Annotated in this window: 12 protein-coding genes; 5 read left to right on the top strand and 7 right to left on the bottom strand. The window is 38.0% G+C overall.

Going from position 1 to position 15,616, the window contains the following annotated elements:
* The first annotated feature begins 14 nt into the window (after positions 1 to 14).
* The 4 genes from JWR23_RS15960 to JWR23_RS15945 all read left to right on the top strand — a co-directional run bounded on the left by JWR23_RS15960 (position 15) and on the right by JWR23_RS15945 (position 5,206).
* Positions 15 to 350, top strand: a complete 336-nt coding sequence (locus tag JWR23_RS15960) for a MerR family transcriptional regulator (protein WP_299517276.1) — start codon at positions 15 to 17, stop codon at positions 348 to 350.
* A gap of 104 nt (positions 351 to 454) precedes the next feature.
* The gene (locus JWR23_RS15955) at positions 455 to 2,560 is read left to right on the top strand and encodes a ComEC/Rec2 family competence protein (RefSeq protein ID WP_299517274.1); all 2,106 of its coding nucleotides are present in this window, start codon (positions 455 to 457) and stop codon (positions 2,558 to 2,560) included.
* A 70-nt stretch (positions 2,561 to 2,630) separates the two neighbouring features.
* The gene (locus tag JWR23_RS15950; RefSeq protein ID WP_299517273.1) at positions 2,631 to 3,269 is read left to right on the top strand and encodes a DUF4412 domain-containing protein; all 639 of its coding nucleotides are present in this window, start codon (positions 2,631 to 2,633) and stop codon (positions 3,267 to 3,269) included.
* A 116-nt stretch (positions 3,270 to 3,385) separates the two neighbouring features.
* A complete protein-coding gene (locus tag JWR23_RS15945) occupies positions 3,386 to 5,206 on the top strand; it encodes an LTA synthase family protein (protein ID WP_299517271.1) in 1,821 nt (606 codons plus the stop codon).
* Between the two features lie 80 nt (positions 5,207 to 5,286).
* Here JWR23_RS15945 and JWR23_RS15940 read toward each other — a convergent pair whose 3' ends face one another.
* From JWR23_RS15940 to JWR23_RS15925, 4 genes are all read right to left on the bottom strand, one after another.
* Positions 5,287 to 5,895 carry a hypothetical protein gene (locus tag JWR23_RS15940; protein WP_299517269.1) on the bottom strand — a complete coding sequence of 203 codons (609 nt, stop codon included), beginning with the start codon at positions 5,893 to 5,895 and terminating at the stop codon, positions 5,287 to 5,289.
* A gap of 276 nt (positions 5,896 to 6,171) precedes the next feature.
* Positions 6,172 to 7,437: an adenosylmethionine--8-amino-7-oxononanoate transaminase gene (gene bioA / locus JWR23_RS15935; protein WP_299517267.1), complete on the bottom strand. Its 1,266-nt coding sequence runs from the start codon at positions 7,435 to 7,437 to the stop codon at positions 6,172 to 6,174.
* Positions 7,434 to 7,874, bottom strand: coding sequence for an NUDIX domain-containing protein (locus JWR23_RS15930; protein WP_299517265.1), 441 nt, complete (start codon positions 7,872 to 7,874; stop codon positions 7,434 to 7,436). Before JWR23_RS15930 ends, bioA begins: the two co-directional genes overlap by 4 nt.
* Entirely contained in the window at positions 7,874 to 8,845 is a 972-nt protein-coding gene (locus JWR23_RS15925) for a cation diffusion facilitator family transporter (protein ID WP_299517263.1), read from the bottom strand. Before JWR23_RS15925 ends, JWR23_RS15930 begins: the two co-directional genes overlap by 1 nt.
* Before the next feature lie 159 nt (positions 8,846 to 9,004).
* Here JWR23_RS15925 and JWR23_RS15920 point away from each other — a divergent pair, with 159 nt between their 5' ends.
* Positions 9,005 to 10,198 carry a pyridoxal phosphate-dependent aminotransferase gene (locus tag JWR23_RS15920; protein WP_299517261.1) on the top strand — a complete coding sequence of 398 codons (1,194 nt, stop codon included), beginning with the start codon at positions 9,005 to 9,007 and terminating at the stop codon, positions 10,196 to 10,198.
* 84 nt (positions 10,199 to 10,282) lie between these two features.
* On the opposite strand, the gene JWR23_RS15915 is transcribed toward JWR23_RS15920, so the two are convergent.
* From JWR23_RS15915 to JWR23_RS15905, 3 genes are all read right to left on the bottom strand, one after another.
* Complete coding sequence (locus JWR23_RS15915; protein ID WP_299517259.1) at positions 10,283 to 10,843, bottom strand: hypothetical protein; 561 nt, start codon at positions 10,841 to 10,843, stop codon at positions 10,283 to 10,285.
* 380 nt (positions 10,844 to 11,223) lie between these two features.
* A complete protein-coding gene (locus tag JWR23_RS15910) occupies positions 11,224 to 14,394 on the bottom strand; it encodes an efflux RND transporter permease subunit (protein WP_299517257.1) in 3,171 nt (1,056 codons plus the stop codon).
* Positions 14,395 to 14,422: 28 nt separating this feature from the next.
* Positions 14,423 to 15,559 carry an efflux RND transporter periplasmic adaptor subunit gene (locus JWR23_RS15905; protein WP_299517256.1) on the bottom strand — a complete coding sequence of 379 codons (1,137 nt, stop codon included), beginning with the start codon at positions 15,557 to 15,559 and terminating at the stop codon, positions 14,423 to 14,425.
* Positions 15,560 to 15,616: the final 57 nt, after the last annotated feature.

The following is a 15,616-nucleotide window of genomic DNA, read 5'->3' as shown; positions in this document are numbered from 1 at the left end:
ACCTACATTTGTACATGCCTTACAAGGAACACGAGATCAATAAAATGTATTACACCATGGGCGAAGTAACGGCTATGTTTGATGTGAATGCATCATTGGTACGTTTTTATGAAAAAGAGTTTGACGTTCTGCAACCCAAAAAGAATAAGAAAGGCAACCGACTGTTTACTCCAGAGGATGTTGAGAACCTAAAGATCATCTTAAACCTGATAAGAGACAAAGGCTACACGATACCTGGTGCCAAAGAACATTTAAAAAGCAACATGGCCAGTACTAAGGACAGCCAAAAGGTTATCAATTCGCTTGAAAATTTAAAGAAGTTTTTATTAGAAGTAAGAGATCAACTTTAGTCTGAACACGATTTTTAAGATTAAAGGATTATATTGATTAAATTAGTCGATCATAATCATAATAACAATCTAATTTTATAAATCCTAAAAATCGTGTTCAGTCGGTGATAGCAAATCATAAAGGCGAAATACCATTTGTAATTCTAATTATTCCTTTTTTATTAGGGATTACTGCAGGGTTGACCTTTATATCTTCATTACATTACTTCAACCGGCTAACTATAGCCCTCCTGTTTTTAAGCTTAATCTTTATCGTACTCAACATTAATTATGCCCGCTTTGGGTTGTATAAAGTAAGATGGATTGGTGGATCGATAATGACCCTTATTTTATTTTTAACCGGATGGGTTAGCGTTATCCGCTACAATGAATTAAACAATGAACAACATTTCTCCAAAACACCTGCTCAATACCTTATCGTAAAAATCAACAACGAACCTACTATAAAAAACGGATTGGTGCGGTTTACTTCAATTGTTGAGCAACAAATTAATAATGGCAAAATAATCAATACAACCGGTACACTGCTTATCGCCATAAAAGACACTTTGGCAAACAAGCTTTATTATGGTGATGAATTATTGATACTGTCCCGATATAATGTAGTTGACCCACCCTATAATCCGGCAGAGTTTAATTACAAGCGGTACTTAGCTAACCAAAATATTTACCATCAGGCTTTTCTTTATCCTAAACAATTTATTGTCTTGAACAGGAATGCAGGCAATTCAATTGTAGCTTATTCTTTACGACTGCGGCAAAGACTGGTTGAGAAATTCAAGCAAAACATGCACGATACTTCGGCCATTGCCGTTGCGTCAACCCTAATATTAGGTTACAAAGCCGATTTGAGTAATGATATATTGCAAGCTTATTCAAAAACCGGCACTATACATATACTCTCGGTTTCGGGTGGGCATGTGGCTATTATTTATTTATTGCTTAATCTGGCATTCGGTTTTTTAGGGCGATATAGATATGGGAAAGTATTTAAAGCTTTAATTATTATATCACTTATCTGGTATTATTCATTACTTACCGGTTTTTCGCCAGCTGTGTGCAGGGCTGCGGTAATGATATCATTAATTATTATTGGCAATACTTATAGCCGGTATATTAATACATTAAACATACTGGCCATATCTGCATTCTTCTTATTATTATATGATCCGTTTTTTATTACGGATGTTGGCTTCCAGCTCTCCTACCTGGCCGTTGCAGGGCTCATCATATTCCAACCGCTGGTTTATAAATTAATTACATTTAAAAACAAATGGGCCGATAAATTATGGGCACTATGCTCCGTATCAATAGCCGCGCAGGTGATAACCTTTCCGTTAAGCGCGTTTTATTTCCACCAGTTCCCGGTTTATTTTTTGATTAGCAACTTATTTATAACGGTACCCATATTGATCATTATGTACACCGGTTTTATTTATTTATTGATACCTCAATTGCCTTTTGTATCTGCTGGGTTGGGTTATGTGCTGGAAAAATCAATTTTGATAATGAATAAGGTATTGGCATTAATAGAATACTCGCCATTTGCAAGTATTGGTAAAATATGGTTAACTACGGCCGAATATATACTGGCCTATATAATTATTATTTGCCTTTTTTATTTTTTGTTTGACAGAAAGACATGGCTGTTAAGAGTAAGCTTATTGCTTGTGCTTTTATTAGGAGTAAGTATTAGCACAAAGCGCATTAATGCTTTACGGTCAGACAGTATCACGTTTTTAAATCTAAAGAAACACCAGGGGCTGGTATTTAAAGCAGGCGATAAAGCCGTTATATTATCAGATATTAAAGCTGATGATAAGAATTACCAATACACTATACAACCCTACCTTGATAGCTGTAAAATAGCCGATACCGCCTTATATAATTTGAAGCAAAATATTAATACCGCTTTTTTAATAAAAAACAATAACCTTATTCAATTCAAAAATAAAAAAGTATTACTATTTAATAAGGATTTGCAAAGTAAGCAACTGGTTCATAAATTAAAGGTAGACTATCTATATATAACCGATAACCCGCATACAACTGTAAATGAGCTTAATAAAAACTATGATTACGCCATGTTGGTTATAGATGGCAGCAATACCAATAAACTGGTTAATGATTTAGAAACGCAAGCCAAATTATTGCAGATAAAATATCAAACAATAAAGCGTAACAATTCGTTAATTATATCATCTAATTAAAAAAATATATAAAGCGAAAGTTTGCTTGATAAACGATAAACAAGTAAATTGTGCTTATAAACCCACTAACATGAATATTAACTTTTCTAAAATTGCATTAGGCCTGGCATTTACAGCTATTGCATTTAGCGCCAGCGCGCAAAAAATTTATACACAAGGTATCGCTATTTATGGTTTAACAACAGCTGCGGGTGATGGAGAATCTAAAATATATTTTACTGCTGATTCAAGCGCAGCCGTAACCGTGCAAGGCCCAGCAACTATAAAATTGCTTAGCAACAGTAAGGGTACTTACTTTGCCTTTTTAATTGACGTTCCGGTAGCGTCAATAAAAAAGGCCGCGGTTTTAACTCCCGATGAAATAGATCAGTTTGCAGCTGCTGCACCAAAGTTCACCTTTACTGCAGGCACCGAAACAAAACAGATAAACGGTTTTAACTGTAAAAAAGTTACCGTAAAAGATTCTAAAAGCGGTAGCACTTCTACTGCATGGGTAACTAAAGATATAACTGCGCCGGTAAATAGTTTAACAAAAGCTTTTGCAGATGCAGGCGGGTTCCCTGTACAATTTACCACTACACAACAAGGGCAGTCTGTTGATGTTACCTTAAAATCAATAAGTGATACCAAACCTCCTGTAGGGACATTTGGAATTGCAGGTTTTGAAAAAATATCACTTGACGATCTTAAAGCAATGGGTGGCCGATAAGTCAACCGCATAACATTTTTTTAAAGGCTTCTTAACCTTATGGTAAAATAATTTACTTTTGCCCTCCGATGTTAAGAAGCCTTTTTAGTTTTATAAGATTTTTTATTTTTTGGTTGTTGTTCTTTGCAATAACAAGAGCCACATTTGAAATATACTTCAGCTATAAGTTCCATGGCGTTACCGTGGGCGATATAGTAAAGACCTTTTTATACGGCATCCGGATGGATGCATCTGCAACGGCTTATATTGCACTGATCCCCTTATTGGTATTTATAATTAACTGGTTTACAAGCAAAAAACTTTTTAAAACTATCTGGTTAAAGGCTTACACCTGGTTCTGTTTGTTTTGCATAAGCCTGATCTGTATTGTTGATTTGGGCCTGTTTACAGAATGGGGATCAAAAGTTAGTTTCAGGGCATTTGATACACTTTATAACTCTCCGGCAGAATCTATGTCATCAACGGCCTCCTCGCCTGTTGCATTGCATTTAATCATTGGATTGACTTTATTGATCATCGGTATTATATTATCAAATTTTATTATTGATTATTCTTTTAAAAAGCCTGCCGAGACCAAACAGAACAAAATAATCTATTCGGTTTTGTTGATTGGAATTAACCTTATAATACTTCGGGGCACCTTATCTCCTGACCCGATAGACCAAAGCGCGGGCTACTTTTCTGATAATCAAATATTAGATATAGCAGCACAAAATACCGAATGGAACCTGGCCAATAACGTATTTGAAAATCTGCGCCACCCATATAATCCCTATTGTTTTTTACCTACAGCACAGGCAAAAAATATAGTGGATGAAACTTTCAAAGTTAAAAAAGATACTACCATACATGTATTAAATACCGATAAACCTAATGTAGTTATCATCCAATTAGAAAGTTTTACGGCTGATGTTATACAATCATTAGGCGGTGAAAAGGGTGATGCGCCTAATTTTGAAAAGTTTATTAAAAATGGTATCCTGTTCAATAACATTTATTCTGCCGGCGACCGTACCGATAAAGGTATAATTGCTATTTTAAGTGGGTTCCCATCGCAAGCTATACGTACAATTGTTGTTGATACAAATAAGCAGAAAAAATTACCATCATTATTAACCGAGTTTAAAGATAACGGCTATACTACCTCTTATTTTTATGGTGGAACAAGTGAGTACATGGATTTTGATAATTATATGGCCGATCATAAAACAGATCATATAACCGATGAACACATAATACCTAAAAGCGAGGTTGGCTCCACCTGGGGGGCGCATGATAATATTCTTTTTGCCAAACATGTGGAATATCTAAGCAAGCAAAACAAGCCGTTCTTTTCGCTCATACAAACGTTAACTAACCATGAGCCATTTGTATTACCGGTGCCACCGCATTTTAAAGGCAAAGACATAGCAGACCAGTTTAGAAGTACAACCTGGTTTACAGATTCATGCCTGAACGCTTATTTTGAAGATGCCAAAAAGCACGCCTGGTATAAAAATACGCTGTTTATTTTAGTGGCCGATCATGGGCACCGTCTACCTAAAAAAACATCTGCGGCATTTGATCCGGCTAAATATCATATTCCTTTATTGTTTTTTGGCGATGCTATAAAACCCGAATATCGCGGTACTACCATCACCAAATTGGGTAACCAGACAGATATTGCAGCAACCTTGCTGGCCCAGCTTAATTTGTCACAGCAAAAATTTAAATGGTCTAAAAATTTATTGAATCCGTATGCCCCGGCATTTTCTTTTTTTGATTGGGACAATGGCTTTGGTTTTATGCTGCCAGAGCAAGCGGTATCTTATGATAGCTCGGGCCAAAGGATGATATACACTAAAAACAAGAATGCCAGTAAAGCAGCAACCGACAATGCCCTGCTACACGGCAAGGCATTTATGCAACAGATATTTACAGAGTATCTGGCTTATTAGCATCAAAGTGCTCCTGGGATAGGTGAATACACTTGGAACATTTACAAAGTTTTAAAAAACTTTGTAAGTCTAAATCTATTCTAATTAACTTCCTTACTCAACGCAACAACCCAATCATTAAACAGGCGCGTTTCCATTTCCACGGCTTTATCAGCATGTAGTTGCCATTGCGGAGAGAATTTTTGGAGCTGATTTACCATTTCTTCCAGGTGCCCTTCCTCCTCTAAAATAATCGACTTTACATTTATTTTACTGCCGGCATTATCAAGCGCGTCTTGGTATATAGGGTAAAGCTCATCGGCGCGTACTTCAATGGCATAGGTAACCAGCAAATAGGCAGCAAAACGCAGTTCCTTACCTGCCAGGTGCAGGTTTTTTTTAAGGTAGCGGCATACTTCCACATCCAGCATATTTAAATAGTACTTGCTATATGCTGATGCTACTAAATATTCATCAGCATAAGTGGGGCAATAATCTGTTCCTGTTTTTTCAATTTGTTTTTTTAGGTAGAACGCATGACGGTGCTCTTCAGCAGCATGCTTTAATATAATATAGGTAACAGTAACCGGGTCTTCGCTGGCTGATATTTTTCGCGCGCCAGTATTTTCCATTAATGACAAGGTATTTAACCAGCGTGCATGCAATTCATTATCAGCTATTATAGCGGGTAGTATGTTGTTCAGATTCATAGTTAAATTATTATTCAAAAATTCACACCCTCTGCAGGGATATTATATTAACGTTTCCCTCCGGGTCAGGCTTTCCGCTCATACTGCACAAGGCCTTAGCCACAGGCTGGTATCCGCTGCAATCCTTAACGCGTCTACTCACCCGGTCATCGCTTCGCTTGACCACCCTCTCTTCGGCAAGCCGGAAAGAGGGTTATTTAAAAAACTTCCAACTCTCTTTCCGCCAAAGGCAAAAAGAGGGGTCACGCACAAAGTGCGCGGGGTGAATAATCGTCGCTATATCTCTTCAAGTGCTTGCTCAATTTTGCTGTAAATGTAGCTCAAGTCTTCGGTGGTAATGCAATACGGGGGTAAAATGTAAATAATATTACCAAGCGGGCGCAAAATAATTCCGGCATTCAGGAAATATTGATACAGCTTATCGCGTAACGAACTAAAATAGGATGTATTACCCCCCGTTTCCCATTCCATTGCTATAATGGTACCGGTTTGCCTTACCTCTTTTATTTTTGGATGATATTTAATGTTCAAAGCAAACTGAGCATGAAGTTCCATTATTCTTTGTATATTCTTATTAGTATCTTCAGCTAAAAACAGATCTAAACTTGCCAGCGCTGCCGAACATGCCACCGGGTTAGCAGTAAATGAGTGCCCGTGAAATAAGGTCTTTAAGCGATCATCAGATAAAAAAGCATCGAATATTTGCTGTGTACAGGTAGTTAAGCCTAAAGCCATAGTACCGCCTGTTAAGCCTTTTGAGAAGCACATAATATCTGGCTGCTCCATAACATGGTCGCAGGCAAAAGCTTTACCCGTACGGCCGAAACCGGTAAATACTTCATCAGCAATTAATAGCACACCTTCTTTATGGCAATGTGCCATCAGTTCATTTAAATATTGGGCTTCATACATCAGCATCCCGCCAGATCCCTGTACCAATGGCTCGAATATAAAACAAGCTAATTCAGATTTGAGATTTGAGATTTGAGATTTGAGACTTTGTATGTTGTTAATATTGGGCAGATCGATAAATTCAACTTCGAACAACAACGAATCAAAAGCAGCAGTAAAAGCGCTGCGGCCGCTTACGGCCATTGCACCAAATGTATCGCCATGATAGGCGTTTTTAAACGCCAGCATTTTTGTTCGTTTATTACCGGTATTGTTCCAGTATTGCAGGCACATTTTTATAGCAACCTCCACAGCAGTCGAACCATTATCAGAGTAAAATGCTTTTTGCTGGTTAGCAGGTAATATTTCCAGCAGCCGCTCAGCCAGTTCGACAGCTGTAGGGTGCGTAAAGCCTGCAAATATTACATGCTCTAACTTAGTTAACTGCTCTGCAACTTTTTGGGCGATATAAGGATGTGAATGTCCATGAATATTAACCCACCAGGATGATACCGCGTCAATATACTTTTTACCATCCTCATCATATAAACAGGCGCCCTCTCCTCTTACTATAGGTATGGGTGGCAACGCGGTTTTCATTTGGGTGTAAGGGTGCCATATTACTTTCAGGTCGCGCTCAACTAAAGTCATATACTATCAATTAAAAGTTGTGCAACATATTGATCTATGGGGAAAGTAAAATCTTCTGCTTTTAAATCAACTAATTTGATCCAACGGAAGGCTTGTAATACTGGCCCGTCTCCTTCAAAATCAAACGGGATTATTTTTATAGATAAATTTAAAGGCGAAGTATTTTTAACCAGGTAATACACGCTTATTATTTGCGAATCGTTAAATGCTGATTTTACAAAAAAATCAGTTGTATAAAAATGACTAAGCACTTCAACATCTGCATCACATTCCTCAACAAATTCACGCTTTAGTCCGTCCGTCAATCCTTCCCCATACTCTAAGCCACCACCCGGAAACTTGGTAAATTGCATGCCATATTCCTGTTCGTCGCTTATCAGTATTTCCCTGTCATCATTAATTAACAGGCCATAAACACGTACGTTAAACTGATACATTATTCGAAATGCTTTTTATTACGGATAACCCTGTCAAGGGTCCATATTATATCCTCGGTTTTAGGTTCAAATCTTACAGGGCAATTTGGCATGCTACAATAATGGCAGCAATTTGGCAGGCATGGATCGGCATGGATAAAAAGCTCTGTTTCGGTAACCTCATTGTTTATCATTTTATCAACCAATGACACCTCTTCATGTACCCGGTTAAGGTCGAAATAATAAGGCAGCGTTAAATGGCAATCAATATGCAATTCATTACCATATTTTTGAGCCCGGAAATTATGAACATCTATCCATTCTTCACGCCGTTTATCATTTAAAATTTGCACTACCCGGGTAACAACATCAAAATCGGCCTCATCCATTAACCCGCCAACAGATCTGCGAACCAGTTTATAACCTGTAAATATAATGTATGAGCCTACCAGTATAGATAATATACTATCAAGCGCTAATATTTTAGTAAAATGTATTAATAATAAACCAACTACTAAACCACTGCTGGTAACCATATCGGTTATCAGGTGCCTGCCATCAGCTTCAATGGTTATTGATGGCAGCGTTTTGCCTTTATTAATCATATAATAACCTAATGCGCCATTGATAACCCCGGTTATACCAATAATTACAGCACCAATTAACAGATCATGTATAGCATTTGGATAAAATATGCCATAAACAGATTTAATGATTATGCCTGTGCCAGCAACAAGTATTAATGAACCTTCTATAAAAACTGAAAAATATTCAACCTTTCCATGCCCATAAGGATGATTCTCGTCTCTGGGTTGCGATGCCAGATATATACTAAAAAAAGCAAATGAACTGGCAATTACATTAACAATACTTTCGGCAGCATCTGTTAAAACAAAATTAGAGTTAGTTAAGATGTAGGCAACAAACTTCGCCAGCATTAATATAATGCCTGTAATAAGAGAAATAAGGATGATCTTTTTTTGTTCTTTCAAAGCAGCTTTATTATGCGCCAAATTTATACTAATTAAAACAGAAAGGTGAAAGCAAAAAGCATAAAGTAATATTATACTTTTCTCTAAAAGACTTCAATTTTAGAATGCCCACTTAGTATAGAATTTCTATATTTGCCACATTAACGATAAAAAACAACTATGAGTGCATTAAGTAACAGGATCAATAACCTGTCAGAATCAGCTACTATGAAAATGGCCAAATTGGGCCGCGAACTTGCCGCTAAAGGTGTTGATGTGATCAACCTTAGCTTTGGTGAACCGGATTTTAATACTCCTAAGTATGTAAAAGAAGCCGCTAAAAAAGCGATGGATGATAATTATACTTATTACACCCCTGTTTCAGGTTATCCGGAACTAAGAAAAGCTGTTGCTGCTAAATTGAAAAAAGAGAATGGATTGGATTATGATTTTAGCCAGATAGTTATTTCAACAGGCGCCAAGCAATCAATAGCTAATGTTTTATTGTGTTTGGTAAACCCGGGCGAAGAAGTTATCATACCTACACCTTACTGGGTTTCATATTCAGAACTTGTAAAATTGGCCGAGGGCAAAAGTATTTTTATTGAAACAACTGTAGATACCGATTTTAAGATCACTCCCGAACAGTTAGAAGCTGCCATTACGCCCAAAACAAAATTATTTATGTTTTCATCTCCCTGTAACCCAACAGGAAGCGTTTATAGCAAGAGCGAATTAGAAGCGTTAGTTAAAGTGTTTGAAAAACATCCAAACGTTTACATAATGTCTGACGAAATATATGAGTATATAAATTTTGTTGGAAAGAACGAATCAATAGCACAGTTTGACAGTGTAAAAGATCGTGTAATTGTAATAAACGGATGGTCAAAAGGCTTTGCAATGACCGGTTGGCGCTTAGGCTACTCGGCCTCGAATAAAGAAATAGCAATAGCCTGTGACAAATTACAGGGACAAATAACATCGGGCGCGTCGTCTATCTCGCAACGCGCGGGTATTGCTGCTTACGAAACCGAGTCAGAAAGCGTGGCTGAAATGCTCAAAGCATTTAAAAAACGCCGTGATATTGTTTATAAATTAATGACAGAACTTGACGGCGTAAAAGTAAACCTTCCGGATGGCGCGTTTTATTTCTTTCCGGATGTGACTTACTATTTTGGCAAAAGCTATAATGGCAAAACTATTAATGATGCGGATGAATTAAGTATTTACTTGCTGGAAGAGGCACATGTATCAACCGTAGGCGGTGATTCATTTGGCGATAAAAAATCTATCCGTATGTCATACGCTGCTTCCGAAGACACGTTAATTGAAGCTATGGCACGTATTAAAGAAGCTCTGAGCAAATTGAAATAGCAATATGTAATCCATTATCAACAGAAAGACCCCATTTGTATATACAAATGGGGTCTTTCTGTTGATAAAATGCTTTGTAATTTATTACAATCCCAATCCATAAGCTAAGCGTAAACCAACTAAACCGTAGTTATTGCTTTGTCCTGAAAAGTTTTCATAACGTACGCCAACATCCCAATGTTTGCTGGCATATCCAAGTGCAGGCGATACGATCAGTTTGGTATCCTTGGCAACAAAATCTTGATTTACGCCTTGAGGTAAAAATGTTTTGGTTTCAATACCAGCACCCACTTCGGCACCAAAATAAAGGTTGGGAGTAAAAAATGCTTTAATACCGCCTTTTATTGGAATCATACCTAAAGATTGATAGTTTACAGTACTATTAGGTTGTTGTTTTCCAAAAAAATTATAGTAACCAGAGGTAAGTGTGATGGCCAGGTTATTTGACAAGCCATATTGCAATCTTGCTGTACCACCTAATTCGCTATTTGAATAATTATGGGCATTACCGGTTACCAAACCCCCTTCTACACCAATGCCCAAACGAAGCTTATTTGGGGTAATTATTTGTGCTTTTGCATTGCTTCCGATTAATAGCGCTACGCCGGTTAAGGCTGCGACCGCTAATTTTGTTAACTTTTTCATTGTTGTGTTCTTTTAGTAAATAGATGTAAATAATATTATTAGCACCTAAACAAATACTTTGCCAGTATGCCAAATCTTTAATTATTTAACATGTTCTTCACCTGTAGTTACATTACCTGTTATTAACAATTGTTAATAGCTTAACAACTGATAATCAACTAAGAATAACTAACATTTTTAAATGTTATAATAAATTAATTTCTGTTTGATTTTTTATTAAACTAATTAATGTTGGCTCTTTTAGCATGCAATATGTATGTTATAAACTGCCTTTTTTAATAAAATAACTGTACCACTATTAATGCTTAACCATAAACAACTATAATTTTGACAAATAAACAAGAAAGCCTTTAGTTTTTGCTAAAGGCTTTCTTGTTTATTTATATCTGAGGGTCATGTTCGGGATCCGGCTTGTAATTTGCCTCCAGTTCTGCCAGTTTCTTTTTACCATAAGCAAAACGGGTTATCAGGAAAAATAATACAGGCACTATAAAAATAGCCAATGACGTTGCTGCAAGCATACCGCCAAATACGGTCCACCCTATTGTTTTACGTGCTACCGCGCCTGCGCCCGATGCAAAAACAAGTGGCAGCACACCCAATATAAACGCCATTGACGTCATAATGATCGGGCGTAAGCGCAGCCGTACAGCTTCAAGTGTGGCTTTCTCTAATTCCACACCCCTGTCTACACGTTCTTTGGCAAACTCAACTATCAGAATAGCATTTTTTGCAGCCAGGCCTATGAGTGTTATTAAACCTATTTGCGCATATACATTATTATCTAAACTCGTATTAAAAGTTAAGAATAGTATCGCCCCAAACGCCCCAAGCGGCACTGCTAACAATACCGAGAATGGTACAGACCAGCTTTCATATAAGGCAGCCAGGAACAGGAATACAAACCCTATAGACAGAGCAAAAATATAAACGGTTTTTGATCCGGATAATTTTTCTTCACGGCTTAAGCCGGAAAACTCATAACCATAACCTTGCGGCAAGGTTTTAGCCGCGACTTCTTCCAACGCGTTTAAAGCGTCTCCGCTGCTATAGCCGGCTTTAGGATTACCATCAATTTCTGCTGCCCTAAATAAGTTATAATGTGATATTAACGGTGCATTCTCAATAATCTTATAAGATGTTAAAGTGCTTAATGGCACCATTGTACCTGCCTGGTTACGAACAAAATACTGCCCTATATTTTGAATATTGGTACGATAGTTTGTATCAGCCTGGGCCACCACACGAAATGTACGGCCATATAGTGTAAGGTCGTTTATATATGCACTACCCATATAAGTTTGCAATGCGGAGTTAATATCAGATAACTGCACGCCTAATCTTTTTGCCTTTTCCCTGTCTATAACCAATTGATAAGCCGGTGTACGCGCTGTAAAGAAAGAAAATGCTTTACCAATTTCGGGGCGCTTATTAACTTCGGCAATAAAGTTCTTTAATACATTTTCAAAGTTTTTAATGTCGCCCCCGGCTTGCTTTTCTTCTAATATAAAAGAGAAACCTGCCGTACTACCCAAGCCGGGTATAGCCGGCGGCGGAATTACCACCACGTTGGCTTCTTTAAACCTTGCCAATTTGGCCGTTAACACCCCTACCAGTTCCTGCGATGTTTTTTTACGTTCATCCCAGGGTTTAAGCTGCATAAATATGGTGGCGCTGTTTGACTTGGTTGCAAAACTCACCACATTCAATCCGCCTAATGCGGCATAATGACCCACTTCAGGTATGCTATCAAGAACGCTCATCATTTGGTGTAAAACAGCTACAGTTCTTTCTGTTGATGAGGCTTCGGGCAGATCATAAGTGATATAAATACGCCCTTCATCCTCGGTAGGTATAAATCCGCTTGGCTTACCTTTAAATAACAGGATGGTGCCTATTACAATACATACCAGTATTACAATAACAAATTTCGAGTTTTTAATACCCCGGTGAACACCGTTACGATATTTGCCGGTAACACGCTCAAACCAGCTATTAAATTTAAAGAAGAATTTATCAATACCCCTTGATTTATTATCAAGCTTATGTGGTTTTAATATTAACGTACATAGTGCCGGTGTTAATGAAAGCGCTACAAATGCAGATATTAATACAGATATAGCAATAGTTATAGCAAACTGCTGGTAAAGCCGCCCTACTATACCCGGTATAAAACCAACCGGAACGAATACTGCAGCCAGAATGAGCGCAATGGCAATAACAGGCGCAGATATATCCTGCATGGCATGTACGGTAGCCTCTTTTGGCGACATGCTTTTTTCGTCCATATAATGCTGCACAGCCTCAACCACCACAATGGCATCATCCACCACAATACCAATAGCTAATACGAAACCAAACAGGGTTAATGTATTAATGGTAAAATGTAACGGTATAAAGAATATAAAAGTTCCAATAATAGAAACAGGAATAGCCAATACAGGTATTAGCGTTGTGCGCCAGCTTTGTAAAAACAGGTATACTACTATAATTACCAGTAACAAGGCAATTAATAGCGTTATAATAACCTCATGTACCGATACTTTAACCACCGTTACAGACTCGAACGGAACCACATAATCTATATCCGCCGGGAAAGCTTTTTTAAGCTCGTTCATGGTGGCGTATACATTGTCGGCGGTTTCCAGCGCGTTACTATTTGGTGCCTGATAAACTAAAAGGTATGATGCGCGTTTATTATCAACATAAGAGTTACCTGCATAGTTAAATTTACCCAACTCAACACGGGCAACATCTTTTAAATGCACTACAGCACCACTATTGGGCTGTGTACGTACAACTATATTTTCAAATTCAGATGGTTTGGATAGCCTGCCTTGTACAAGAACAGTATACTCAAATGGCTGACCTTTCTCTTGCGGAGTTGAACCCACGGTACCGGCTGCCACCTGTGCATTTTGTTCTTGCAGAGCAGCGGTAACATCAGCAGCCGTCATGCCTAAAGCAGCCAGTTTATCGGGCTTAAGCCAGATACGCATACTAAAATCGTCAGCACGGGTAAATACGTCGCCCACACCCTTAGAACGCAAAAGCGCATCGCGTACAAATATATTAGTATAATTATCTGTAAATGTTACGTTATGAGTACCCTTTGGCGAATATATTGCTACCAGCATTAAAATACTGGGGTTACGCTTACGTACAGTTAAACCCAAACGCTGCACTTCTTGCGGTAGAGTTGGTGTGGCAATACCCACCCGATTCTGAACGTCAAGCGCGGCAATATTAATATCTGTACCTACCTCAAAATTAGCGGTCATGCTTAGAGCTCCATTGCTGGTACTGTTACTTTGCAAATAAGTCATGCCGGGCGTTCCATTCACCTGGATCTCAATAGGCGTGGCAACCGTTTGCTCAACCGTTAATGCATCGGCCCCTGTATAATTGCCGGTTATATTTACTGTTGGTGGCGTAATTTCAGGATACTGGCCAATTGCCAGGCTGGTAATAGATATTATACCAACTATAACTATTACTAATGATATAACAATAGCTGTAACTGGTCTTCGTATAAAGGTATCTGCGATCATTCTTATTGTTTTTTATAAAAAACCCGGGTTACTTTGCTTGTTGCTTTGCCTGGCCGGCCGGGGCTTGTGCAGGAATACCTAAAGTAATTTTTCCACCATCGCGCAAGCGTTGAAAACCTTCGGTAATTACCTTATCCCCTGCTTTTATCCCATCCATTATTACAACATTTGCTCCAACACGCTGGCCTAATTTAACCTTTTGTTGTTTTGCTATGGTATCCTGCGATATAAATACGAAAAATTCGCCCATTTGCTCGGATACAGCCTTATAAGGGATTTGTACACGATTACCGGATTCGTTATTCAATACTTTTAATACGCAACTCATACCATCTTTTAGCAAAGCCTGATCATTAGGGAACTGCACACGTACTTTTATAGTACCGGTTTGGTTATTCACTCCCCTATCTATAGCTAAAACTTTACCCGGTTTATTATAAGTGGTCACACCATCAGATAATTGGAGTTTAAAGGTAGAATCAGTACTTCTTCTTTGCAGGTTATAAAACCTGTTAATGTCTTGTTCGTTAATCACAACATCAACACCTATAGGATTCTCGCTCGACACGGTATTTAACAAGGTTGTACCTGCAACAACCTGTGAACCTAATCTTACCTGTGATATACCGATACGACCGGTAACCGGTGCAGCTATAATTGAATAAGAAAGATCTGTTTTTGCTGATGAAACAGCAGCTTTGGCAATTTCTACCTGGCCTTTACTTGTTTCATAAGTAGCAGTTGCCTGGTCAACGGTTTGGCGTGCTACCGCGTCGTTTTTCAACAACATAGTATAGCGGTCTACATCTTTTTTAGCTTTATCTAAGTTGGCATTTGCATTGTATAAATTTGCCTGTGCCTGGGTTAATGCATCCTGAAATTTGCGCCTGTCAATTTCATATAATGCCTTACCTTTTTGCACCACCTCGCCTTCTTTAAAAAATATGCCGGTTATAAACCCGGAAACCTGACTGCGCAGTTCCACAGTATTTAGTGAAACAACAGTTCCCTGATACTGGTCATAATAAACAGCATCAGCATTTACGGCCGTAGCAATATTTACAGGAATAGGCGGTAATGGAGCATCTTGTTTTGCTTTATCTTTACATGATACCCACGCTAACATTGCAACAGGGGCTAACCAAAATATATACTTTTTTCTCATTAGTAGAATGTAATAGTTGTGAGTGTTTTATTTACTGCATTACTGCAGATAGTTGTT

Source organism: Mucilaginibacter sp. (assembly GCF_028288205.1).
Lineage (GTDB): Bacteria > Bacteroidota > Bacteroidia > Sphingobacteriales > Sphingobacteriaceae > Mucilaginibacter.
Note: the sequence above shows the minus strand (reverse complement) of the source record. Positions and strands in the feature narration are given on the sequence as shown.